At 73.0% G+C, this 22,919-nt stretch carries 19 protein-coding genes; 13 read left to right on the top strand and 6 right to left on the bottom strand.

The window, feature by feature from the left end; translation table 11 throughout:
• Positions 1–28 precede the first annotated feature (28 nt).
• Both ACZ4Z1_RS24750 and ACZ4Z1_RS24745 read right to left on the bottom strand, forming a co-directional pair.
• On the bottom strand, positions 29–937 hold the full coding sequence (locus ACZ4Z1_RS24750) for a glutamate ABC transporter substrate-binding protein (protein WP_468488788.1): 909 nt from the start codon (positions 935–937) through the stop codon (positions 29–31).
• A 55-nt stretch (positions 938–992) separates the two neighbouring features.
• On the bottom strand, positions 993–1,778 hold the full coding sequence (locus ACZ4Z1_RS24745; RefSeq protein WP_468488787.1) for an amino acid ABC transporter ATP-binding protein: 786 nt from the start codon (positions 1,776–1,778) through the stop codon (positions 993–995).
• 338 nt (positions 1,779–2,116) lie between these two features.
• On the opposite strand from ACZ4Z1_RS24745, the gene ACZ4Z1_RS24740 reads away from it, so the two are divergent.
• The 4 genes from ACZ4Z1_RS24740 (at position 2,117) to ACZ4Z1_RS24725 (ending at position 6,386) form a co-directional block, all read left to right on the top strand.
• Positions 2,117–2,857, top strand: a complete 741-nt coding sequence (locus ACZ4Z1_RS24740; RefSeq protein WP_468488786.1) for a response regulator transcription factor — start codon at positions 2,117–2,119, stop codon at positions 2,855–2,857.
• Between the two features lie 19 nt (positions 2,858–2,876).
• Positions 2,877–4,286, top strand: coding sequence for a sensor histidine kinase (locus ACZ4Z1_RS24735; RefSeq protein WP_468488785.1), 1,410 nt, complete (start codon positions 2,877–2,879; stop codon positions 4,284–4,286).
• 224 nt (positions 4,287–4,510) lie between these two features.
• Positions 4,511–4,714, top strand: coding sequence for a cold-shock protein (locus ACZ4Z1_RS24730; RefSeq protein WP_031008163.1), 204 nt, complete (start codon positions 4,511–4,513; stop codon positions 4,712–4,714).
• A gap of 148 nt (positions 4,715–4,862) precedes the next feature.
• Entirely contained in the window at positions 4,863–6,386 is a 1,524-nt protein-coding gene (locus ACZ4Z1_RS24725) for a DEAD/DEAH box helicase (protein WP_468488784.1), read from the top strand.
• Between the two features lie 64 nt (positions 6,387–6,450).
• Here ACZ4Z1_RS24725 and ACZ4Z1_RS24720 read toward each other — a convergent pair whose 3' ends face one another.
• On the bottom strand, positions 6,451–7,449 hold the full coding sequence (locus tag ACZ4Z1_RS24720; RefSeq protein WP_468488783.1) for a TAXI family TRAP transporter solute-binding subunit: 999 nt from the start codon (positions 7,447–7,449) through the stop codon (positions 6,451–6,453).
• Positions 7,450–7,527: 78 nt separating this feature from the next.
• On the opposite strand from ACZ4Z1_RS24720, the gene miaB reads away from it, so the two are divergent.
• The gene (gene miaB / locus ACZ4Z1_RS24715) at positions 7,528–9,012 is read left to right on the top strand and encodes a tRNA (N6-isopentenyl adenosine(37)-C2)-methylthiotransferase MiaB (protein WP_468488782.1); all 1,485 of its coding nucleotides are present in this window, start codon (positions 7,528–7,530) and stop codon (positions 9,010–9,012) included.
• An 85-nt stretch (positions 9,013–9,097) separates the two neighbouring features.
• Entirely contained in the window at positions 9,098–9,808 is a 711-nt protein-coding gene (locus tag ACZ4Z1_RS24710; RefSeq protein ID WP_468488781.1) for a class III extradiol dioxygenase subunit B-like domain-containing protein, read from the top strand.
• 112 nt (positions 9,809–9,920) lie between these two features.
• Here the strand turns inward: ACZ4Z1_RS24710 and ACZ4Z1_RS24705 are convergent, their stop codons facing one another.
• Positions 9,921–10,187: an antitoxin gene (locus ACZ4Z1_RS24705; protein WP_468488780.1), complete on the bottom strand. Its 267-nt coding sequence runs from the start codon at positions 10,185–10,187 to the stop codon at positions 9,921–9,923.
• A gap of 38 nt (positions 10,188–10,225) precedes the next feature.
• Complete coding sequence (locus tag ACZ4Z1_RS24700) at positions 10,226–10,498, bottom strand: hypothetical protein (protein WP_468488779.1); 273 nt, start codon at positions 10,496–10,498, stop codon at positions 10,226–10,228.
• A 182-nt stretch (positions 10,499–10,680) separates the two neighbouring features.
• Between ACZ4Z1_RS24700 and miaA the strand changes: the two genes are divergently transcribed.
• The 6 genes from miaA to hflX all read left to right on the top strand — a co-directional run bounded on the left by miaA (position 10,681) and on the right by hflX (position 19,435).
• A complete protein-coding gene (miaA, locus tag ACZ4Z1_RS24695; protein ID WP_468488778.1) occupies positions 10,681–11,619 on the top strand; it encodes a tRNA (adenosine(37)-N6)-dimethylallyltransferase MiaA in 939 nt (312 codons plus the stop codon).
• A 107-nt stretch (positions 11,620–11,726) separates the two neighbouring features.
• Complete coding sequence (locus tag ACZ4Z1_RS24690; RefSeq protein WP_468488833.1) at positions 11,727–12,296, top strand: hypothetical protein; 570 nt, start codon at positions 11,727–11,729, stop codon at positions 12,294–12,296.
• 161 nt (positions 12,297–12,457) lie between these two features.
• Positions 12,458–13,399: a diaminopimelate epimerase gene (dapF, locus tag ACZ4Z1_RS24685; protein ID WP_468488777.1), complete on the top strand. Its 942-nt coding sequence runs from the start codon at positions 12,458–12,460 to the stop codon at positions 13,397–13,399.
• Positions 13,400–13,539: 140 nt separating this feature from the next.
• Positions 13,540–15,846, top strand: coding sequence for a RelA/SpoT family protein (locus ACZ4Z1_RS24680; protein WP_468488776.1), 2,307 nt, complete (start codon positions 13,540–13,542; stop codon positions 15,844–15,846).
• A gap of 140 nt (positions 15,847–15,986) precedes the next feature.
• Positions 15,987–17,723: a M1 family metallopeptidase gene (locus ACZ4Z1_RS24675; RefSeq protein WP_468488775.1), complete on the top strand. Its 1,737-nt coding sequence runs from the start codon at positions 15,987–15,989 to the stop codon at positions 17,721–17,723.
• A gap of 224 nt (positions 17,724–17,947) precedes the next feature.
• Positions 17,948–19,435: a GTPase HflX gene (gene hflX / locus ACZ4Z1_RS24670; RefSeq protein ID WP_468488774.1), complete on the top strand. Its 1,488-nt coding sequence runs from the start codon at positions 17,948–17,950 to the stop codon at positions 19,433–19,435.
• Between the two features lie 226 nt (positions 19,436–19,661).
• On the opposite strand, the gene ACZ4Z1_RS24665 is transcribed toward hflX, so the two are convergent.
• On the bottom strand, positions 19,662–20,849 hold the full coding sequence (locus tag ACZ4Z1_RS24665; protein WP_468488773.1) for a trypsin-like serine peptidase: 1,188 nt from the start codon (positions 20,847–20,849) through the stop codon (positions 19,662–19,664).
• A gap of 573 nt (positions 20,850–21,422) precedes the next feature.
• Between ACZ4Z1_RS24665 and ACZ4Z1_RS24660 the strand changes: the two genes are divergently transcribed.
• Entirely contained in the window at positions 21,423–22,859 is a 1,437-nt protein-coding gene (locus tag ACZ4Z1_RS24660) for a diaminobutyrate--2-oxoglutarate transaminase family protein (RefSeq protein WP_468488772.1), read from the top strand.
• Positions 22,860–22,919 lie beyond the last annotated feature (60 nt).

Raw genomic sequence — 22,919 nt, 5'->3', positions numbered from 1 at the left:
GGCAGCGGACAGCGGGTGTGCGACCGGGTCAGCCGCGCGGCAGCGGCGTCTCGGGCGTGACGAAGCTGGTCCCGGACTTGCCGAGGGTGCCTTCGTACGCCTTCTTGTAGTCGCCGTTCTTGATGTGCTTCTCCAGCGCGTCGGTGATCGCGTCCCGCAGCGCCTTGTCGCCCTTCTGCAGGCCGACGCCGTACGGCTCCTTGGTGAACTTCTGGCCGACCACCCGCAGCTTGGTCCGGCGCTCGGCCGCGTACCCCTTGAGGATCGCGTCGTCCGTGGTGACCGCGTCCACCTGGCCGTCGAGCAGCTGCTTGACGCACAGCGAGTACTTGGCCAGCTCGGTGGTGACCGCGCCGTACTTCGGCTTCTTGATCTCCTGGAGCGGGGTGGAGCCGACGATCGAGCAGACCTTCTTGCCCTTGACGGTGTCCGGGCCGGTGATGGACTTGTCGTCCTTGCGCACCAGGAGGTCGGCGCCCGCGGTGTAGTACGGGCCCGCGAAGTCGATCTGCTTCTTGCGCTCCTCGTTGATCGTGTACGTGCCGACGTAGTAGTCGACCTGGCCCTTGGAGATCGCGGTCTCGCGGACGTTGGAGTCGATCGTCTTGAACTCGATCTGCTTCTCGGAGAAGCCCAGGTCGGCGGCGATCATCTTGGCGATCTCGATGTCGAAGCCGGACCGCTTGCCGGTGGTGTCCTGGAAGCCGAGGTAGGGCTGGTCGGCCTTGGCGCCGATGGTGATCTTCCCGGCCTTCTTGGCCTTCTTCCAGGCCGGCGAGTTCACGTTCGCCTTGTCGTTGACCGCGTACGTGCCGCTGAAGACGTCCCCGCCGGACGCCTTGTCGCCGGCCGTGCCCGACTCGCCGCCGCATGCGGTCGCCGTCGCCGTCAGCGCGAGCACCACCGCACCCGCCGCGGCCGTCTTACGAATCCTCATGGTGAACATCCTTCGGTTCAGCGGAAGTTGGCAATCATGATGACCGGCCGCGTGGTCAGTGGTGGAGGATCTTCGAAAGGAAGTCCTTGGCCCGGTCGCTGCGCGGGTTGCTGAAGAACTGGTTCGGCTCGGCCTCTTCGACGATGCGCCCGTCCGCCATGAAGACGACCCGGTTGGCCGCCGACCGGGCGAAGCCCATCTCGTGCGTGACCACGGCCATCGTCATGCCGTCCCGGGCGAGCTGCTGCATGACCTCCAGCACCTCGTTGATCATCTCCGGGTCGAGTGCGGAGGTCGGCTCGTCGAAAAGCATGACCTTGGGGTCCATCGCCAGGGCCCGGGCGATGGCCACCCGCTGCTGCTGGCCGCCGGACAGCTGGGCGGGGTACTTGTCCGCCTGGACGCCGACCCCCACCCGGTCCAGCAGGGCCCGGGCCTTCTCCTCGGCCGCCTTCTTGTCCGTGCGGCGGACCTTGGTCTGGCCCAGCATCACGTTCTCCAGCACCGTCTTGTGCGCGAAGAGGTTGAAGGACTGGAAGACCATGCCCACGTCGGCGCGGAGCCGTGCCAGCTCGCGCCCCTCCTGCGGCAACGGCTTGCCGTCGATCGTGATGGAGCCGGAGTCGATGGTCTCCAGCCGGTTGATCGTGCGGCACAGGGTCGACTTGCCGGACCCGGAGGGCCCGATCACCACGACCACCTCACCGCGCCGGATGGTCAGGTCGATGTCCTGGAGTACGTGCAGCGCGCCGAAGTGCTTGTTCACGTTGTCCAGCACGACCAGCGGGTCGCCCGCCGGCGCGGGCCCCTTGTCGCTCTTGGTCACCGATACTTCGCTCATCGGCGTACAGCTCCGTCCTCCTCGGTTGGGGAGGACCCTAGTAACGCCCTGCGACCAGCGTCATTACATCTGAGCGGGATTTGAGCATAACGATACGGCCGCGGAGGGACACGCGGCGTGAACGGGGTGCGCGGGCCGGGCGCCCCGTTGTACCGGCTGCATAACGGAACCGTCCTTCCGGGAATACCCCCTTGACGTGCGTGCCGTCCATCGCCGTAGATGCCTTTTGGCCGCCCCGCGGACGGCCCGTGCCCGTACGCGCCCGCGTGCGGTCGTACATCCATGCGCCCGCGCGTCCAGGTATGCGCGGCCGGGCACACATCGTGAGGAGGGGGCCGGTGCGGCTGCTGCTCGTGGAGGACGACGACCATGTCGCGGCCGCCCTGTCCGCCGTGCTGTCCCGGCACGGCTTCGACGTCACCCATGCGCGCAGCGGGGAGGAGGCGCTCCAGGCTCTGCTCCCCGGTGGCCGGGAGCCCTTCGGGGTGGTGCTGCTCGACCTCGGCCTGCCCGACCAGGACGGCTTCGAGGTCTGTGGCCGGATCCGGCGGATCGGCAGCACTCCGGTGATCATGGTGACAGCGCGTGCGGACGTACGGTCGCGGATCCACGGACTGAACCTCGGCGCGGACGACTACGTGGTCAAGCCCTACGACACCGGCGAACTGCTCGCCCGTATCCACGCCGTCAGTCGCCGCCGCACCTCCGCGCCGGCCGCCGCGGGGGAGCCGCCCGCCGAGGAGGGCATGCCGCGCGACGGGCTGCGGCTCGGCGCCGTCACCATCGAACTGTCCACCCGGCAGGTGTCCGTGGACGGCACCACCGTCCCCCTGACCCGCAAGGAGTTCGACCTGCTCGCCCTGCTCGCGCAGCGGCCGGGCGTCGTCTTCCGGCGCGAGCAGATCATCAGCGAGGTGTGGCGCACCAGCTGGGAGGGGACCGGCCGGACCCTGGAGGTGCACGTCGCGTCGCTGCGCGCCAAGCTGGGGATGCCCGCGCTGATCGAGACGGTGCGCGGCGTCGGCTACCGGCTCGTGGCACCGCCCGCCGCCGTCTCGCCGGCCGGCCCGGCCTCCTGACGGCCGGCGGCACCGCACCGTGCGCACCCGACTCCTCCCGCTCCTGATCGTCCTGCTGGCCGGGGTGCTGCTCGCGCTCGGCTTCCCGCTCGCCGGCATCACCGCCGCCGTCGAACAGCAGCGGGTGGTCGTCGACCGGATCGACGACGCGGCGCGCTTCGCGTCCCTCGCCCAGTACGTCACCGCCCGGCCGGGCGCCGGGCGCAAGTCCCCCGACGAGGACGAACGGCAGTCCACGCTCGGCGCCGAACTCAAGCGCTACCACGAGCTGTACGGCATCCGCGTCGGCGTCTTCTTCCGTGACCGGACCCCCATGGCGGCGGCGCCCGCCGACTGGCGCGTACCGGAGCGGGGCGAGGGCGCGCGGGCCTTCAGCGAGGCGCTGGCGGGCCGCCGCAGCCACGATCCCCGCCGGATCATGCCCTGGAACGAGGACGGCCGGATCCCCGTCGCCTCGCCCGTCATCCGGGACGGCGACGTGGTGGCCGTCGTCGTCACCGACTCGCCCACCGGGCAGATGCGCTCCCGCATCCTGCACGGATGGCTGCTGATCGGGGCGGGGGAGTGCGCGGCCATGCTCGTCGCGGTGGCCGCCGCCTTCCGGCTCACCGGGTGGGTGCTGCGCCCGGTGCGCGTCCTGGACGCCGCGAGCCACGACATCGCCACCGGCCGGATGAAGTCCCGGGTCGCCGCCGCCTCCGGGCCGCCGGAACTACGCCGCCTGGCCCGTTCGTTCAACGAGATGGCCGACAACGTCGAGGACGTGCTGGAGCAGCAGCGCGCCTTCGTCGCCGACGCCTCCCACCAGCTGCGCAACCCGCTCTCCGCCCTGCTGCTGCGCATCGAGCTGCTCGCCCTGGAACTCCCCGAGGGCAACGAGGAGATCGCCTCCGTCCGTACGGAGGGCAAGCGTCTGGCCCGGGTCCTGGACGACCTCCTGGACCTGGCGCTGGCCGAGCACGCCGCCGCCGACCTCCAGCTCACCGACGTCGCCGCGCTCGCCGCCGAACGTGTCGACTCCTGGCGCCCGCTGGCCGACGACAAGGGCGTGCTGCTGTCCTACGAGGGCCAGCGGGCCGTGACGGGCTGGGCGGACCCGGTCGCGCTGTCCAGCGCCCTGGACGCGCTGGTCGACAACGCCCTGAAGTTCACGCCCGCCGGGGAACGGGTCACCGTCGGCGTGGCGCCGGAGGGCGAGCGCGTACGCATCACCGTCCGCGACCACGGGCCGGGCCTCACCGAGGACGAACTGGCCCGGATCGGTGACCGCTTCTGGCGCAGCGGCCGCCATCAGAACGTCTCCGGCTCCGGCCTGGGCCTGTCGATCACCCGCGCGCTGCTCGCCGCCGGAGGCGCCACAATCTCCTTCGCGCCGCACCGGCCGCACGGGCTGCGGGTGACCGTGGTGTTGCCGCGCACAGCGCCCTGACCACCGGTTCCGGTGCTGTCCCCGTACGGCCGTTCGCCGCCGTGGACGTGTGTTACCGTTGATGGTGTTGCAGTTGTGGTACCCATGAACTTTGTGCGCGCCCGGAGGCTGGAAGCCCCGGGCGTTCCTTGTTTTCCGGACCTTTCTCCGGTGTGGGGCGATCATCTCGGCGACAAGGAGGCCGCGAAGTGCGGTCTCCGGTTTGCCCCTAGAAGGAGAAAAACATGGCCACCGGCACCGTGAAGTGGTTCAACGCGGAAAAGGGCTTCGGCTTCATCGAGCAGGACGGCGGCGGCCCCGACGTCTTCGCCCACTACTCGAACATCCAGGCTCAGGGCTTCCGTGAGCTCCTGGAGGGCCAGAAGGTCAGCTTCGACGTGACCCAGGGCCCGAAGGGCCCGCAGGCGGAGAACATCATCCCCGCCTGACGGACCGCGCGTCCGCGGACGGGGCCCGCACCGGTCGGTGCGGGCCCCGTCCGTATCCGTACGGCCGGCCGGCGCAAGGGCGTCACCGTACGGCTCGCCGGCCGTCCCGGCCGTCCCCGCCCGGCCGCACCGCAGCAGCACGCCTCGTGTGCGTACGTCCCGTACCCACGCGGCCCCGAGACCGCACGGCACCGTGCCGTACGCGCTCGGCCTCCCCGCCACAGAAGGGCTTTCAGTGACCCGAGCGACCGCACCGCGACAGAGCGCCGCATCCACGCCGTCCCCGCGGACGGCCAGTCAGCCGCCTGCCGTCTCCTTCGACGAGCTGCCGCTGGCACCGGCTCTTCTCACCGCGCTGCGCGCGCAGGGCGTCACCGAGCCGTTCCCCATCCAGGCCGCTACGCTGCCCGCCACCCTCGCGGGCCGGGACGTGCTCGGCCGCGGCCGGACCGGCTCCGGCAAGACCCTGGCCTTCGGACTGGCGATGCTCAGCCGTACGGCGGGCCGCCGCGCCGAGAGCAAGAGCCCCCTGGCGATGGTGCTCGTGCCCACCCGCGAGCTGGCCACCCAGGTCACCCAGGCGCTCGCCCCGTACGCCACGGCGGTCGGCCTGCGTACGACCACGGTCGTCGGCGGCACCTCCATCAACCGCCAGGTCGACGCGCTGCGCAAGGGCGCCGAGATCCTGGTCGCCACCCCCGGCCGGCTCGCCGACCTGCTGGACCGCCGCGCCTGCAAGCTCGACCAGGTCGCCGTCACGGTCCTCGACGAGGCCGACCAGATGACCGACATGGGCTTCCTGCCGCAGGTCACCCGCCTGATGGAGAAGGTGGACCCGGGCGGCCAGCGGATGCTGTTCTCCGCGACGCTCGACCGCAACGTCGACAAGCTCGTCCGCCGGTTCCTGACCGACCCGGTCACCCACTCCGTGGACCCGTCGGCCGCGACGGTCACCACCATGGAGCACCACGTCCTGTACGTGGACGACACCGACAAGCGCGCCACCACGACCGAGATCGCCGCCCGCGACGGCCGCGTGATCATGTTCGTGGACACCAAGCGCGGCGCCGACCGGCTCACCAAGCACCTGCTGTCGCAGGGCGTACGGGCCGCGGCGCTGCACGGCGGCAAGTCCCAGCCGCAGCGCACCCGCACCCTGGAGCAGTTCCGCACCGGCCAGGCCACCGCGCTGATCGCCACCAACGTCGCTGCCCGCGGCATCCACATCGACGGCCTCGACCTCGTGGTCAACGTCGACCCGCCGACCGAGGCCAAGGACTACCTGCACCGCGGCGGCCGCACCGCGCGGGCCGGCGAGTCGGGCACCGTCGTCACCCTGGTCACGCCCGGCCAGCGCCGGGACATGACCCGGCTGATGGCCCGGGCGAAGATCACTCCCGGTACGGCGCGGGTCCGGCCGGGCGACAGTGAGCTGATACGGATCACGGGCGCGCAGACACCGACCGGACAGCCGGTGGTGATCGCCGTCCCCGCGCAGCAGGAGCGGACCAAGCCCGCGGGCGGCGGCGGGGGGCGGCGGCGTCCGCGCCGCGGCGGTTCCGGCGGCGGCTCGGCGGGCGGCGGCACCGGCGCCTCGGGCGGCGGCCGCCCGTCCCGCCGTCCCTCCCGCGCTCAGAAGGGGCCGCGCACCCCGCGGGCACCCAAGGCCTGACACGAACACCGGGGCGCGCACGGAAGTCCGTGCGCGCCCCGGCGTGTATCCGGGCCCGGCCCGCCTAAGGCTTCTCCGATACGTAATAGCGCCGCGCGCCCTCGTGCAGCGGCAGCGGATCGGTGAACACCGCGGTCCGCAGATCGACCTTCTGGGCGGCGTGCACCTCGGTACCGATCCGGTCCCGGCTCCTTATCACCGTCCGGGTGATCGCCTCCGTCAGCACCGCATCCTCCCGGTCGCTGGTCACCAGCAGGTTCGCGACCGCGATCGTCTTGACCGCCTGCCCCTTCTGGACCCGCGGATAGGCGTCGGCCGGCATCACGGCCGCCCGGTAGTGGCGGGTCCGCCCGCCCTGCCGGTGCAGCGCCGGGATCAGGTCCCCGAGCTGGACGAGCCGTACGGGCAGCCGCCGGGCCACCTGCTGCACGGCCGAGGTCGGCAGCCCGCCCGACCAGAAGAAGGCGTCCAGCTCCCCGTCCTCCAGCAGCTTCGGCATCCGGTCGATGCCGACCCGCACCGCCTCGATGTCCCGGTCGAAGTCGAGCCCGGCCGCCGCGATCAGCCGCCGGGTGATCAGTTGGACGCCGGAGCCGTCCGCCCCCACACCGACGCGCAGCTTCCTGAGGTCCTTGGCCGAACCGACCGGGGAGTCCGCACGGACCACCAGTTGCATGTAGTCGTCGTACAGCCGCGCGCAGGCCCGCAGCCGGGCCGCCTCCCGCGGCTTGAGGCGCTGCATTTCGGCCACCGCGTCCGCGGTCGCGATCGCGAACTGCGCGTTGCCCTCCGTCAGCTGGTCCAGATTGTCCAGCGACCCCGCGCTGTTCATCAGCCGTACGTCGACCCGCGGCAGGTCCCGGCGCAGGTCCTGCTTGAGGAGCTCCCCGTAGCGCGCGTACACGCCGGAGCGCACGCCGGTGGTCAGCGTGAGCTGCCCGCCGGGCGTGGGCGGGCTGCCCAGCGGCAGCAGCCACCACAGCAGCGGGCCGAGCACGGCCAGCGCCGCGGCCGCCGCGAGCAGCGCCCGGCGCCCGCCGGTGCGGGGGAGTACGGAAACCATGGGCGGGATCCTGCCAGCCCCGCACCGGGAAAGGGAGGGGCGAGGCGGCGGCGGGAGCACGTACCCTGGTCGATTGAGATGAGTGCGAAGACATACGAGGTGCGCACCTACGGGTGCCAGATGAACGTCCACGACTCCGAGCGGCTGTCGGGCCTGCTGGAGGACGCCGGATACGTGCCCGCGCCCCAGGGTGCCGACGGGGCCGATGTCGTCGTCTTCAACACCTGCGCGGTGCGGGAGAACGCCGACAACCGGCTCTACGGCAACCTCGGCCAGCTCGCGCCGAAGAAGGCCGCGCGCCCGGGCATGCAGATCGCCGTCGGCGGCTGCCTGGCCCAGAAGGACCGCGACACCATCGTCAAGAAGGCCCCCTGGGTCGACGTGGTCTTCGGGACGCACAACATCGGCAAGCTGCCGGTGCTCCTGGAGCGCGCCCGTGTCCAGGAGGAGGCCCAGGTCGAGATCGCCGAGTCGCTGGAGGCGTTCCCCTCCACGCTGCCCACCCGCCGCGAGAGCGCGTACGCGGCCTGGGTCTCGATCTCCGTCGGCTGCAACAACACCTGCACCTTCTGCATCGTCCCCGCCCTGCGCGGCAAGGAGAAGGACCGCCGCCCCGGCGACATCCTCGCCGAGATCGAGGCGCTGGTCGCGGAGGGCGTCTCCGAGATCACCCTGCTCGGCCAGAACGTCAACGCGTACGGCTCCGACATCGGCGACCGCGAGGCGTTCAGCAAGCTGCTGCGCGCCTGCGGGAAGATCGAGGGCCTGGAGCGGGTCCGCTTCACCTCGCCGCACCCCCGCGACTTCACCGACGACGTCATCGCCGCCATGGCCGAGACGCCGAACGTGATGCCGCAGCTGCACATGCCGCTGCAGTCCGGCTCGGACACGGTCCTCAAGGCGATGCGCCGCTCGTACCGCCAGGAGCGCTTCCTCGGCATCATCGAGAAGGTGCGCGCCGCGATGCCGGACGCCGCCATCTCCACGGACATCATCGTCGGCTTCCCGGGCGAGACCGAGGAGGACTTCGAGCAGACCCTGCACACGGTCCGCGAGTCCCGCTTCGCGCAGGCCTTCACCTTCCAGTACTCCAAGCGCCCCGGGACCCCGGCCGCCACGATGGAGGGCCAGATCCCCAAGGAGGTCGTCCAGGCGCGCTACGAGCGGCTGGTGGCCCTCCAGGAGGAGATCTCCTGGGAGGAGAACAAGAAGCAGGTCGGCCGCACCCTGGAGGTCATGGTCGCCGAGGGCGAGGGGCGCAAGGACGACGCCACGCGCCGCCTGTCCGGCCGCGCGCCCGACAACCGCCTGGTGCACTTCACGCGCCCCGAGGAGCCGGTGCGCCCCGGCGACATGGTGACCGTCGAGATCACCTACGCCGCACCGCACCACCTGCTCGCCGAGGGCCCCTCGAAGGCCGTCCGCCGTACGCGCGCGGGCGACGCCTGGGAGAAGCGCAACGCCGCCCCGGCCGACAAACCGGCCGGCGTCATGCTCGGCCTCCCGACGATCGGCGCGCCGGCCCCCACCCCGGCCCCGGCGGCGGGCTGCGGGTGCGACTGAGGGCCTGAGGGCGGGCGAACCGGTCGGGGGACGCCCGCGCCTGAGCCCACGTCCCCCACAGCGCGGCCTTGCTAGGGTTCCAGCCATGCTTGTCGCCGCCGCCGTCTGTCCGTGTCCGCCGGTGCTCGTCCCGGAGGTCGCCTCCGCAGCTGCGCCCGAGCTGGACGGCCTGCGGGCCGCCGCCCTCGACGCGGTCGGCGTGCTCGCGGCGGCCCGGCCGGACCGGCTGGTCGTCGTCGGCCCCGCCGGACAGGCCGGCCGCGGGCCGCACGGGCAGGGCGCGGTGGGTTCGTTCCGCGGCTTCGGCGTGGACCTGGAAGTGAGCCTGGGCGCCGCCGGGACGCCCCCGGAACGGCCGCTTCCGCCGTCGCTGTCGGTCGGCGCCTGGCTGCTGGCCCGTACGGACTGGGCGGACGCGCCGGTGGAAGGGCTGGGCGTCGGAGAACCGCTGGCCGCCGACCGCTGCCTCCAGGTCGGCCGGGAGATCGCGGCATCGTCGGAGCGGGTCGCCCTGCTGGTCATGGGCGACGGCAGCGCATGCCGCACGGTGAAGGCACCTGGCTACTACGACGAGCGGGCCGAAGGCTTCGACGCCGCCGTGGGGCGCGCTCTGGCAGCCGCCGACACCGAGGCGCTGACCGGGCTGGACGCGGAGCTGGCGGACGAGCTGAAGGCCTCCGGACGGGCCTGCTGGCAGGTCCTGGCAGGCGCCGCACAGGGCGCCGGGCTGCGCGGCGAGCTGCTGCGCGAAGAGGCGCCCTACGGAGTGGGGTACTTTGTGGCGGCCTGGTCCTGAGACGTACGGAAACGGTGTCCGCCGGGCGGGCACCCACACGACGGCCGCGGAGCGTCACGCTCCGCGGCCGTCGTGCCGCCCGGGCCACCCCGCCGCAGGCCCGGCGGGAAGGTCAGGAGGCCGGTCCCTGCGGGCCGGAGCCGCCGGAGCCCTGGCCGCCGGAGCGGCGGGACTCCTCGGACAGCCTGCCGAGGGCGTCCTTCGCCTTGCCCGCGCCGGTCCCGATCTGGCTGCTGTACTTGCCCTTGGTCTTCGCATCGACCGCCCGAGCGGCCTTGTCGAGCCCCTGCTCGATCTTGTCCCCGTGCTGCTGCGCGAGGTCACCGGCCCTGCTCTTCAGAGGACCGAGCCTGGCCTTGAGGTTGTCCAGCAGACCCATGGGCGCCTTCCTTCGTCTTCCTTCGTACGGCGTGCGCGTTACTTGCGGGCGCCTTCCCCGGCTTCGCTGTCCGCAGCCTCCCCGGCCGACTGCTGCTTGGGGATCTCGACGCCTTCCGCGGCCGCCGACTCGCCCGCCTCCTCCGCGGACGGCCTCCCGTCCTGCGGAGCCGCCCCGCCCTGCTCTGCCGCGGCGGCCTCGGCGGGCTCCCCGTCCTCCGGAGCCGCCGCTTCCGCCGTCAGTGTGGCGGCGGCAGCCTCCTCCGTCGACGCCTCGTTCTTGCGGCGACGAAACCGTGAAAACACGCCCATAACTACTCCATACCCTACTCGTGTGGGCGAAATCCCGTGGCGCCCGGAGCGTCCCATTGCGCCGCCCGCGGGCCCCGGTCCGTAAACCGGCGGCCGGAACCTCGCATCAGGCAACGAACACGGAGACGAGCCGTCACGTCGCTCGTTCGAGATGAGGCCCCGAGGTTTGCGAGACTGGGCCGGTGAACACCGCAGTTCCCGCACCCCGGGTCATCGCCGTCGTCGGTCCCACCGCGGCCGGAAAGTCCGATCTGGGCGTCGCGCTCGCCCGCCATCTCGGTGGCGAAGTCGTCAACGCCGACTCCATGCAGCTCTACCGGGGAATGGACATCGGCACCGCCAAGCTGACGGTGCCCGAACGCCGGGGCGTTCCGCACCACCTCCTGGACATCTGGGACGTCACCCGGGCCGCCAACGTCGCCGAGTACCAGCGCCTGGCCCGCGCCGAGATCGACCGCCTGCTCGCCGAAGGCCGTACTCCCGTCCTCGTCGGCGGGTCCGGCCTGTACGTACGCGGCGCCATCGACGCCCTCGACTTCCCCGGTACGGACCCGGAGGTGCGCGCCCGGCTGGAGGCCGAGCTCGCCGAGCAGGGCAGCGGCGCCCTGCACGCCCGGCTCGCCGCCGCCGACCCGGAGGCCGCCCGCGCCATCCTGGCGAGCAACGGGCGCCGCATCGTGCGCGCCCTGGAGGTCATCGAGATCACCGGCCGCCCCTTCACCGCCAACCTCCCCGGGCACGAGGCGGTCTACGACACCGTGCAGATCGGCGTCGACGTGGCACGCCCCGAACTGGACGACCGCATCGCCCGCAGGGTCGACCGGATGTGGGAGGAGGGTCTGGTCGACGAGGTGCGGCGGCTGGAGGGCGAGGGGCTGCGCGAGGGCCGTACCGCCTCCAGGGCCCTCGGCTACCAGCAGGTGCTCGCCCAGCTCGCGGGGGAGTGCACGGAGGAGCAGGCGCGAGCCGAGACGGTCCGTGCCACCAAGCGGTTCGCGCGCCGCCAGGACTCCTGGTTCCGCAGGGACCCCCGGGTCCACTGGCTCAGCGGCGGCGCCGGGGACCGCGCGGAACTCCCGGGGCGGGCGCTGGCGTTGGTCGAACGACCGGTCACAGCCTGATCACGTCATGGCATCGGGACGCTCCGCCCGTCATCCGGGCCCCCGGGAGCGTGTCATCATCGACCTTCGATCGAGGCGTGCAGTCGGAGTGGGGAGGGCGCGTGGCGATGGAGGCCGGCCCTCGCAACAGACCGCAGCAACCGGACGGGCCGCGTGACGGACAGCGGGACGCGACGGAGCCGCTGACCCAGGACGGACCCGGGGCCGTCGGCCCGGACGGGCCTGCCCTGGACCACGCCGCGGCCGTCGGGCCCGACGGCCCCGACGCCCTGGGGGAACCGGTTCGCCCGGCACCCCTGGACGCCGGGGACGGTCCCGAGGAGGCGGCCGAGGGCGGCGAGTCCTTCCGGGAACTGCGCCCGCCCCGCAGGCTGCGCATCTGGCAGCTCGCGCCCATCGTGGGCCTGGCCATCCTCGGCTCGCTGATGTTCGCCTTCCCGCTCGCCTTCGAGTTCGGCGGCGACGGCGGCGCGGTGATCTCCATGCTCGGCCTGCTGCTCTTCGGCTGCGCCGCGGGCTGGGGCATGATGGCCGCCCGCCGGGTCGGCCACACCTGGCCCGGCCTGCCCGCCCGCGGCTCCGGCCGCCGCCCGGACTGGCGCGTCGTGCTGGCGTACGCCGCGGTCGTGGCCGTCCTGGCCCTGCTCGCGGTCTGGCGGGTCGCGCGGCTGCACTGAGCGGCCGCCGCACTGATCACAGGCCGCGCTGACGGCCGGGGCCCCTACGCCCTGGGAGCGCGGTGCGGCGCACCCGGGCGACGCTCGGGCGGCCGAGGCCCGGACACGCAGCGACCGGGGCCGCGACACGGGCTGTCACTGGTGCGCCGTACGATGCAGGCATGACCGACGCACAGGGGACCGTAGAGGCCACGGGGGCCGCAGTGAGCGCCGCCACGACCGCCGCGGGCGGCTCCGGCCGGGGCATCGCCTTCCTCAAGGGGCACGGCACGGAGAACGACTTCGTGATCGTCCCCGACCCGGACGGCGTCCTGGAGCTGTCCGCGGACGCCGTCGCGCGGATCTGCGACCGCCGGGCCGGTATCGGCGGCGACGGCCTGCTGCGCGTGGTGCGCTCCGCCGCCGACCCCGAGGCCCGCGCCATGGCCGGCGAGGCCGAGTGGTTCATGGACTACCGCAACGGCGACGGCTCCGTCGCCGAGATGTGCGGCAACGGCATCCGCGTCTTCGCCCGCTACCTCCAGCACGCCGGCCTGGCCAAGGAGGGCGAGCTGGCCATCGCCACCCGCGCCGGCGTACGGACGGCGCGCCTGGCCGCGACCGGCGAGGTCACGATCTCCATGGGCCGCGCCGAGCTGCTCCCGGACGGCGTGACGGTCACCGTCGGCGACCGCAGCTGGCCCGCCCGCAACGTGAACATGGGCAACCCGCACGCCGTCGCCTTCGTCGAGGACCTCGACCACGCCGGAGAGCTGCGCGACGTCCCGCCGTTCGGCCCAGCCGCCGTCTACCCGGACGGCGTCAACATCGAGTTCGTCGCCGACCGCGGCCCGCGCCACGTGGCGATGCGGGTCCACGAGCGCGGCGCCGGCGAGACCCGCTCCTGCGGTACGGGCGCCTGCGCCGTCGCCGTCGCCACCGCCCGCCGGGACGGCACCGACCCCGCGGTCACCGGCACCCCCGTCACGTACGCCGTCGACGTGCTGGGCGGCAGCCTGACCATCACCGAGCAGCCGGACGGCACGGTCGAGATGACCGGCCCCGCGGTGATCGTCGCGCAGGGTGTCATGGACCCCGCGTGGCTGGTCACGGCCCTCGGCTGAGACTTCGCTCGAATGGGTGATCCGGTTCACGCTGGGCGAGAGCGGGACAGCGCTGCGTGATGGGCTCGGTAGCATCAAGCACCGGCCCGGGCGACTGACTGCGGGCGCCCAACCGCCGGTCGACGCCGCCGGAGGTGCCCATGAGCGCAGAGGCCACGAACCCTGGTAACCCCGTCGCGCCTGCCCAGGCCGGTCCGTCCGACCTGGGAGAAGCCTCCCACCGCAAACGCGGCCGCCCCCGCCTGGAGCTGCGCGGGCTGCGCCGCATCGGCCGGGCCGCGCTGCTCGGGCCGGCACCCCGCGACGGCCTGCCGGACGCCCTGGAGCACGTCGCCAAGGTGCACCGCGCCCACCACCCGGACGCCGACCTGGACACCCTGAGCCGGGCCTACGCGCTCGCCGAGTCCTCACACCGCGGGCAGCTGCGCAAGAGCGGCGAACCGTACATCACCCACCCGCTCGCGGTGACCCTGATCCTGGCCGAACTGGGCGCCGAGACCACGACCTTGACCGCCTCCCTCCTCCACGACACCGTCGAGGACACGGAGGTGACGCTCGACCAGGTGGGCCGGGAGTTCGGCAAGGAGGTCTGCTACCTGGTCGACGGCGTGACCAAGCTGGAGAAGGTCGACTACGGCGCCGCGGCCGAACCCGAGACCTTCCGCAAGATGCTGGTCGCCACCGGCAACGACGTCCGCGTGATGTCCATCAAGCTCGCCGACCGGCTGCACAACATGCGCACCCTCGGTGTGATGCGCCCCGAGAAGCAGGCCCGGATCGCCAAGGTCACGCGCGACGTGCTGATCCCGCTCGCCGAACGGCTGGGTGTGCAGGCGCTCAAGACCGAGCTGGAGGACCTGGTTTTCGCGATCCTGCACCCGGAGGAGTACGCCACCACCCGCGCCCTGGTCCTCGGCCACGCCGGCCGCCCGGGCCCGCTCGACGCCATCGCGGAACGGGTGCGCACCGTCCTGCACGAGGCCGACATCGACGCCGAAGTCCTCATCCGGCCCCGGCACTTCGTCTCCGTGCACCGGGTGCGCCTGGCGCGCGGCACGGTCACCGGCGCGGACCTCGGCCGGCTGCTGGTGCTCGTCGCCGAGGACGCCGACTGCTACGCGGTCCTCGGCGAGCTGCACACCTGCTTCACCCCGGTCGTCTCGGAGTTCAAGGACTTCATCGCCGCGCCGAAGTTCAACCTCTACCAGTCGCTGCACACCGCCGTCTCCGACGCGGACGGCGCGATTGCCGAAACGCTCATCCGTACCCACCGCATGCACCGCGTCGCGGAGGCCGGGGTGATCGCGCTGGGCAACCCGTACGCCCCCGCGGACGGCTCCGACCCGTCCGCGGCGGTGCCGGACGGCGCGCAGGGCGCGCAGCCGGCCGAGGACGGCGAGCGCGTCGACCCGACCCAGCCCGGCTGGCTGTGCCGCCTCCTGGAGTGGCAGCGCGCCACCCCCGACCCGGACACGTTCTGGACCTCGCTGCGCGCCGACCTGGCCCAGGACCGGGAGATCACGGTCTTCTGCGCGGAGGGCGGGTTCGGCGACGGGAGCGGCACGGTCACCGCGGAGCGTGCGGGCACGGGTGCGGCGGGCACCGGCACCGTAGGCCTTCCCGCCGGCGCGAGCTGCGTGGACGCCGCGTACGCGCTGTACGGCGAAGGGGCCCACCACTGCATCGGCGCGCGCGTCAACGGGCGCCTGGCGACGCTCTCCACCATCCTGTGCGACGGCGACAGCCTGCACCTGCTCATGGCCCCCGACTCCGCCGCCGGCCCCTCGCCGGACTGGCTCGACCACACCCGTACCCCGGCGGCCCGGCTCGCCATCTCCCGCTGGCTGACCGCCCACCCCGGGGCGGACACGGGAACGGGGGAGGGCCAGGTGGAGGCGGGCGCACCGAGCGGTGCCGGCGAGACGCGGGGCGCCGGGGCCGCCGCGGCGACCGGGCGCCACGGCGGCGACACCACCGCCCTGGCCACCGACCTCCCCGGCGCGACCGTGCGGCTCGCGGGCTGCTGCACCCCCGTACCACCGGACAACGTCACCGGCTTCGCCGTACGGGGCGGCATCGTCACCGTGCACCGGGCCCTGTGCCCCGTGGTGGCCCGGATGGCCGCGTCCGGTCGGCAGCCGGTCGGCGCACGCTGGCGCGGCGCGGGAAACCGCGCGCAGGGCTGCCGGGTCACCCTCCTCGCGGAAGCGTTCAGCAGGCCGCATCTGCTCGCCGACCTCACCGAGGCCATCGCCGCCGAGGGCGCGGCCGTGGTCGCCGCGGCCGTCGAACCGCCCCGCGAGCAGCGTGTACGGCACACGTACACGCTCCACCTGCCGGACGCGGCCAAACTGCCGTCCCTGATGAGGGCGATGCGGCAGGTGCCGGGCGTCTTCGACGTGCTGCGGGCGGGGCGGGCGCAGCCGAGGGTCGCGGCGCGGTCCTGAGTGGCCGTGGGTCCGGTTCCCACGCGATGCGGCGCCCACCCGCGCCCGTCCGGCCTCGACGGACGCACAGATCCCCTCGTTCGGGTGCCGTACTGTCGCGTCGGCCACGGGCGGGGACGCCGCGCTGATAGCGGTTTGTCATGCCGCTTTCCTCGTCCCACCCCGCCCCCGGCCCCGGACCGGGTTCCGAAGGCGTCCCGTCCCGCAACCGTCCGCGCCGCCCCTCCGGGGCCGCTGCCCGCCGCCGGAGCGCGCTCGGCCTGCTCGCCGCCGCCTCACTGGTCGCCGCCGGCCTGCCGGACGCCACACCGCTCGGCATCGGCGACCGGCTCTATCCGCACCTCGGCAACCCCGGCTACGACGTCCGCGCGTACGACATCGCTCTGAGGTACTCCGGACACAATGACCGGCCGCTCGACGCCGTCACGAAGATCACCGCACGGGCCACCGCCCGCCTGAAGCACATCAACCTCGACTTCGCGCACGGCATCGTCCGCTCCGTCGAGGTCGACGGCCGGCCCGCGCCCCACGTCAGCCGCGGCGAGGACCTGATCGTCACGCCGCACCGCACCGTGCGCGCCGGCACCCCGGTGCGGATCGTCGTCCGGCACACCAGTGACCCGCGGACCCCCAAGGGCGGCAAGGCCAAGGAGGTCGGCTGGCTGCGTACGAAGGACGGGCTGGTGATGGCCAACCAGGTCGACGCCGCGCACCGCGTCTTCCCGGGCAACGACCACCCCTCGGACAAGGCGCTCTACACCTTCCGCGTCACCGCGCCCAAGGACCTGACGGTCGTCGCCAACGGGTCGCGGGTGGCGCGCTACCCGGGTGCCGTGCCGGTCAGGAGCGTGGTACCGACAGGACAGGGTGTACGGCGGACAGCGGCGGCCCCGGCCACCACCACCTGGGTGTACCGGTCCGCCCACCCCATGGCCACCGAGGTGGCGCAGGTGTCCATCGGGCGCTCCGCCGTCGTCCGCCGCACCGGGCCGCACGGCCTGCCGCTGCGCGACGTCGTACCGGCCGCCGACCGCAAGCGCCTGGAACCGTGGCTGGCCAAGACGCCCGGCCAGCTCGCCTGGATGGAGAGCAAGGTCGGCCGCTACCCCTTCGAGACGTACGGTGTGCTGCTCGCCCAGGCCGAGACCGGCTTCGAGCTGGAGACCCAGACGCTGTCCCTCTTCGAGGAGCGGCTGTTCACCACGGGGCAGTACCCTCGCTGGTACGTCGAAGCGATCATGGTCCATGAGCTGGCGCACCAGTGGTTCGGCAACAGCGTCTCCCCGCGCACCTGGTCGGACGCCTGGCTCAACGAGTCGCACGCCACCTGGTACGAAGAGCTGTACGCGCACGAGCACTCCAAGATGTCCATGGACGAGCGGACGCGGCGCGCCTACAGCGTCTCGGACCGGATGCGCGCCGAGGGCGGCCCGCCGGGGGCACCGAAGGTCCCCACGCCCGGCAACAAGACCGGCATCTTCCGCCCGGTCATGTACGACGGCAGCGCCCTCGTGCTGTACGCGCTGCGCGCCAGGATCGGCCACGCGGCCTTCGACCGGCTGGAGCGCGCCTGGGTGGCCCGGCACCGCGACGGCGTCGCGGGCACCGCCGACTTCGTCGCGCTGGCCTCCCGTGTCTCGGGCCAGGACCTCGGCGGCTTCTTCCGCAGCTGGCTGTACGACGCGAAGACGCCGCCGATGCCGGGGCACCCGGACTGGAAGAGCCACTACCGGACCCCGCAGCCACCGGCGCACAAGCCGGGCGCGAAGCCCGCGGGCAAGCCGGCGCACAAGCCGGGTGGCAAGCCCGCGGGTAAGCCGGGCGGGAAGCCCGCGGGGAAGTCTCCGGGCAAGCCGGGCGCGAAAGCCCGCGGGTGAGCAGGCCGGGAAGCATGCCGCTCGGGCCGGAAAGCCCCGGTCCACCGCTGTACGCCGCGCGCACGGAAAACCCACGTGACGGTGACCAGCGGTCGTGCGAACATCGTCTGGCCGATGACGGGGCCGCCGCCGGGAATCTCCCGGGCGGCCCGGACGTTGTCACGATCGAGAGTCCCGGGGCCACGCGGCCCCGTACGGGACGTCCCAACGACGCAAAGGATCAAATGACCTCCTCTTCTTCCCTTCCACAGGACCGACAGCGCCTCCCCGAGAGCCGCCGGGCCGACGCCCTGATGGAAGAGGACGTCGCCTGGAGTTACGAGATCGACGGGGAGCGTGACGGCGAGCAGTACGACCGCACCGAGCGTGCCGCCCTGCGCCGGGTGGCCGGGCTGTCCACCGAGCTCGAAGACGTCACCGAGGTCGAGTACCGCCAGCTGCGCCTGGAGCGCGTCGTGCTGGTCGGTGTCTGGACCACGGGCACGGCGCAGGACGCGGAGAACTCGCTCGCCGAGCTGGCCGCGCTGGCCGAGACCGCCGGCGCGCTCGTGCTCGACGGTGTCATCCAGCGCCGCGACAAGCCCGACCCGGCCACGTACATCGGCTCCGGCAAGGCCCTGGAGCTGCGCGACATCGTCCTGGAGTCCGGCGCCGACACGGTGGTCTGCGACGGTGAGCTGAGCCCCGGCCAGCTGATCCACCTGGAAGACGTCGTCAAGGTGAAGGTCGTCGACCGTACGGCCCTGATCCTCGACATCTTCGCGCAGCACGCCAAGTCCCGCGAGGGCAAGGCGCAGGTCTCGCTGGCGCAGATGCAGTACATGCTGCCCAGGCTGCGCGGCTGGGGCCAGTCGCTGTCCCGGCAGATGGGTGGCGGTGGCTCCGGTTCCGCGGGCGGCGGTATGGCCACGCGTGGTCCCGGTGAGACCAAGATCGAGACGGACCGGCGGCGGATCCGCGAGAAGATGGCGAAGATGCGCCGGGAGATCGCGGAGATGAAGACCGGCCGCGACATCAAGCGGCAGGAACGCCGCCGTCACAAGGTCCCCTCGGTGGCCATCGCCGGTTACACCAACGCGGGCAAGTCCTCCCTGCTCAACCGCCTGACCGGGGCCGGCGTCCTGGTGGAGAACGCGCTGTTCGCCACCCTGGACCCGACCGTGCGCCGGGCCGAGACGCCCAGCGGGCGGCTCTACACCCTCGCCGACACCGTCGGCTTCGTCCGGCACCTGCCGCACCACCTCGTCGAGGCGTTCCGTTCCACGATGGAGGAGGTCGGCGACTCCGACCTCATCCTCCACGTGGTCGACGGTTCGCACCCGGTGCCGGAGGAGCAGCTGGCGGCGGTGCGCGAGGTGATCCGCGACGTGGGCGCCACCCACGTACCGGAGATCGTCGTCGTCAACAAGGCGGACGCCGCCGACCCGCTGGTCCTCCAGCGGCTGCTGCGCAACGAGAAGCACGCGCTGCTGGTCTCGGCCCGTACGGGCCAGGGCATCGACGAGCTGCTCGCGCTGATCGACGAGGAGCTGCCGCGGCCGCAGGTCGAGATCGAGGCGCTGGTGCCGTACACCCAGGGTGCGCTGGTCTCGCGGGCCCACGCAGAGGGCGAGGTGATCTCCGAGGAGCACATCGCGGAGGGCACGGTCCTCAAGGCGCGGGTGCACGAGGAACTGGCCGCCGAGCTCAAGCCGTACGTGGCAGCGGCGTGACAGCCGTACGTGCCTGCGGCGTGATGCCACGGCCGTAGGCCCAGGCTCCCCGCAGTACCGAAGCAGTACGAAGGCCCGCCCCCGGAGTCCGGGAGCGGGCCTTCGCCATGCTCTGCTTGCGTGAGCGGCGGCGGGACCGGCCCCGTACCCGCCGTACGGATACGGGGCCGCCCGCGCGCTCACCCGGCGCGTACCAGGTGCCCGCCGCTCACGCCGCTCACGCCGCCTACTTCGACGCGAACTTCTTGCTCATCGCGCCGTACATGCTCTTGGCCTCAGGGCCGAGGTGCGGGCCGGCCAGCCAGCCGGCCGGACGCGGGCCGATCGAGGTGTTGGACACCAGCGCCGGCTTGCCGTCCGAGCCCTTGGCGAACCAGGGGCCACCGGAGGAACCGGCGGTCATCAGGCAGCCGATGCGGTACATGGTCGGCTTCTTGGCGTCCAGCGAGAGCCGGCCCGGCTTGTCGGTGCACTGCTGGAGCGTCGCGCCGTCGAACGGCGCCTCGGCCGGGTAGCCCTGGGCGGTGAGGCTGGAGATGTCCGGGATCGCCGAGGCGTTGAAGTCCACCGAGTAGGCGCCGCCGGCGACCTCTTCGAGGGACTTGCTGCCCGCGCCCTTCTCCGGCGTCACGTGCATGATGGCGAAGTCGTACGGCGCCATCGGCACGCTGTTGCCCTGCGGACCGCCCTGGCTGATCCACTGGTTGGAGGTCGACGCGCCGTCGGCCCACCACACGCCCTTGGGGAACATCTGCTCACGCGAGGCGTTCTCCAGCTGGGCCGCGGACTTGCCGCTGTCGTTGAACGACGGGGCGAAGACCATGTTGCGGTACCAGCCACCGGTCTTGCCGGCGTGCACGCAGTGGCCCGCCGTCCAGACCAGGTTGGACTTGCCCGGGTGCGCCGGGTCCTTGACCACCGCGCCGGAGCAGACCGCGTGGCCCTCGGGGGTGTCGAAGAAGATCTTGCCGAGGCCGGGCGCGTTCTGGCCGAACGGCGGTTTCACGGCCTTGGCCTGCACCGCCCGCGGCTCCGGGTCGGTCCGCCCCTGGTCGCCCGAGATGTCCTTGGGCGTGGGCTCCTTCGGCGGCTTGGCCTTGCTCGCCCGGTCCGGGTCCCACAGGCCCTTGATGATCGGGTTGATGAACTCACTGGCCTCGCGGAGCCACTTGTCCTTGTCCCAGTTCTTCCACTCGCCGTTCTTCCACTTGTCCAGGTCGACGCCGTGTTCCTTGAGCTTGTCCTGGATGTCCTGGGGGATCGTGAAGCCACCCCCGCCCGCGCTGCCCTGTTCCGCGGACTGGCTGGGCTTGCCGTCCGCCTGGTTGCCCTCGGGCCCGCAGCCGGTGGCGGTCAGCGCCACCACGGTGGTGAGGGCGGCCGCGGCCAGGACCGGCCGACGTATGGATCGCATGGGTGAACTCCCCCTGGTCTGTTCAGGCTTGCCGTGGGCACGCGTCCGGCCCCGGGCGGCCGTACCGCGCCGAAGGTGATCGTGCCGTTCTTGCCCCGGACGTGCCCGCATCTGCTGTTTTGTCATGCACCGGAAAGCCGGGCGCAGGTCCCCACTATGCCGGTGCCGTTGGGGACGGTGGCGGGCGGGTCCCCGGTTCCGGTTCGGCGGGGATCTTTCCGAGGGGGTGGTGCGGGGGCGTGCACCGGGGGCTCGGGACGGGGCAGAGAGCGCGGGTGGCGCGCCGTCGGGCCCCCACCCACGCCCCGCGTCCGACAAGGATCTTGCGGAAGGCCGTGCTCTCCCGACGGCGGCGTCGTTGACACGTACGGGGGCGGCTGAGCCGTGTCCGGCGGCAAGGGAAGCGGTCCGCCGGCCAGGCCCGGCGACCTGCCGACAGCGGACCAGGCCCGGTGCGCGACGGAAGCGGCCCGACGGGGCGCGGCCGACGCGTGGCGGGCCCGCCCGCAGTTCAACAGAAGAGCCCAGCAGCAGGAGGACCGAACCGCCGTGGCCTTGACCCAGCCTCTGCCGATGTCACCCCCTCCCGCCCACGAGGGCATCCTGCGACGGCAGTCGCTCCGCGAGTCCGCCGCCCGTACGTACGCGCGCTCGCTTCCCATCGTCCCGGTGCGGGCCCGCGGACTGACCATCGAGGGCGCCGACGGCCGCCGCTACCTGGACTGCCTCTCCGGGGCGGGCACTCTGGCGCTCGGCCACAACCACCCCGTCGTCCTGGAGGCGATCCGCTCCGTCCTGGACTCCGGCGCCCCGCTGCACGTCCTCGACCTGGCCACGCCGGTCAAGGACGCGTTCGTCACCGAACTGTTCGCCACCCTGCCTCCCGAACTGGCCGCCCACGGCCGCATCCAGTTCTGCGGCCCGGCCGGCACGGACGCCGTCGAAGCCGCCTTCACACTGGTGCGGACCGCGACCGGCCGGGACGGGCTCGCGGCCTTCACCGGCGCGTACCACGGCATGACGGCGGGGGCGCTCGCGGCGTCCGGGGGCGCGCGCGACACCTCCGTGACCCGCCTCCCGTATCCGTACGCCTACCGCTGCCCCTTCGGTACGGGCGGCGAGCGCGGCGCCGAACTGTCCGCGCGCTGGACCGAGAACGTACTCGACGACGACAAGAGCGGCATCGCCGGACCGGCCGGAATGATCCTCGAACCGGTCCAGGGCGAGGGCGGGGTGATCCCTGCGCCCGACAGCTGGCTGCGCCGGATGCGCGAGATCACGGCGGCGCGCGGCATCCCCCTCATCGTGGACGAGGTGCAGACCGGCGTCGGCCGCACCGGCGCCTTCTGGGCCGTCGAGCACAGCGGCGTGGTGCCCGACGTCCTGGTCCTGTCGAAGGCGATCGGCGGCAGCCTGCCGCTCGCCGTCATCGTCTACCGCGAGGAACTGGACACCTGGCGGCCCGGCGCGCACGCGGGCACCTTCCGCGGCAACCAGCTCGCGATGGCCGCCGGCGCGGCCACCCTCGCGTACGTCCGGAAGAACGACCTGGCGCGCCGCGCCGGCGAGCTGGGCGCCCGCATGATGTCCCGGCTGAGCGGGCTCGCCGCCGAGCACGGCTGTGTCGGGGACGTCCGGGGCCGGGGCCTGATGCTCGGCCTGGAACTGGTCGACCCGGACGCCGCCCCGGACCCGGCGGGTGCCCGCCCGGCCGCCCCCGCGCTGGCCGCGGCCGTCCAGCAGGAGTGCCTCGACCGGGGCCTGATCGTCGAGCTGGGCGGCCGCCGCAGCTCGGTGGTCCGGCTGCTGCCCCCGCTCACCATCACCGACGAACAGGCGGACGCGATCCTCGACCGCCTCGCCGACGCGCTGGGGGCCGCGGCGCGGACGGGGGCGGGCGGGGGAACTGCCGGGTCTCGTGAGGGTGCCGGGGCGGATGTGGGGTCCGCGTCGGCCGGACAGGACTGTGCGGTATCGCGGCAGGAGCCGCCCCTCGGGGTGACGCCATGAGCAGGGGGGGCGCGCTGCGCCAGGCGTATGGGGGTGCGGCGTCCAGTGCTCCGCTGTGCG

This window comes from Streptomyces sp. NPDC030165 (genome assembly GCF_055573595.1).
This window is presented reverse-complemented; position numbering and strand designations above follow the sequence as displayed.

Bases quoted from the DNA above. Each gene is read 5' to 3' on its own strand.
- ACZ4Z1_RS24690 (WP_468488833.1), top strand. From the start codon at position 11,727: ATGGAGGCCGGCCCTCGCAACAGACCGCAGCAACCGGACGGGCCGCGT.
- ACZ4Z1_RS24745 (WP_468488787.1), bottom strand. From the start codon at position 1,778: ATGAGCGAAGTATCGGTGACCAAGAGCGACAAGGGGCCCGCGCCGGCG.
- ACZ4Z1_RS24730 (WP_031008163.1), top strand. From the start codon at position 4,511: ATGGCCACCGGCACCGTGAAGTGGTTCAACGCGGAAAAGGGCTTCGGC.
- dapF (WP_468488777.1), top strand. From the start codon at position 12,458: ATGACCGACGCACAGGGGACCGTAGAGGCCACGGGGGCCGCAGTGAGC.
- ACZ4Z1_RS24705 (WP_468488780.1), bottom strand. From the start codon at position 10,187: ATGGGTCTGCTGGACAACCTCAAGGCCAGGCTCGGTCCTCTGAAGAGC.
- ACZ4Z1_RS24665 (WP_468488773.1), bottom strand. From the start codon at position 20,849: ATGCGATCCATACGTCGGCCGGTCCTGGCCGCGGCCGCCCTCACCACC.
- miaB (WP_468488782.1), top strand. From the start codon at position 7,528: ATGAGTGCGAAGACATACGAGGTGCGCACCTACGGGTGCCAGATGAAC.
- ACZ4Z1_RS24720 (WP_468488783.1), bottom strand. From the start codon at position 7,449: ATGGTTTCCGTACTCCCCCGCACCGGCGGGCGCCGGGCGCTGCTCGCG.
- ACZ4Z1_RS24700 (WP_468488779.1), bottom strand. From the start codon at position 10,498: ATGGGCGTGTTTTCACGGTTTCGTCGCCGCAAGAACGAGGCGTCGACG.
- ACZ4Z1_RS24710 (WP_468488781.1), top strand. From the start codon at position 9,098: ATGCTTGTCGCCGCCGCCGTCTGTCCGTGTCCGCCGGTGCTCGTCCCG.
- ACZ4Z1_RS24750 (WP_468488788.1), bottom strand. From the start codon at position 937: ATGAGGATTCGTAAGACGGCCGCGGCGGGTGCGGTGGTGCTCGCGCTG.
- ACZ4Z1_RS24680 (WP_468488776.1), top strand. From the start codon at position 13,540: ATGAGCGCAGAGGCCACGAACCCTGGTAACCCCGTCGCGCCTGCCCAG.
- ACZ4Z1_RS24675 (WP_468488775.1), top strand. From the start codon at position 15,987: ATGCCGCTTTCCTCGTCCCACCCCGCCCCCGGCCCCGGACCGGGTTCC.
- hflX (WP_468488774.1), top strand. From the start codon at position 17,948: ATGACCTCCTCTTCTTCCCTTCCACAGGACCGACAGCGCCTCCCCGAG.
- ACZ4Z1_RS24660 (WP_468488772.1), top strand. From the start codon at position 21,423: ATGTCACCCCCTCCCGCCCACGAGGGCATCCTGCGACGGCAGTCGCTC.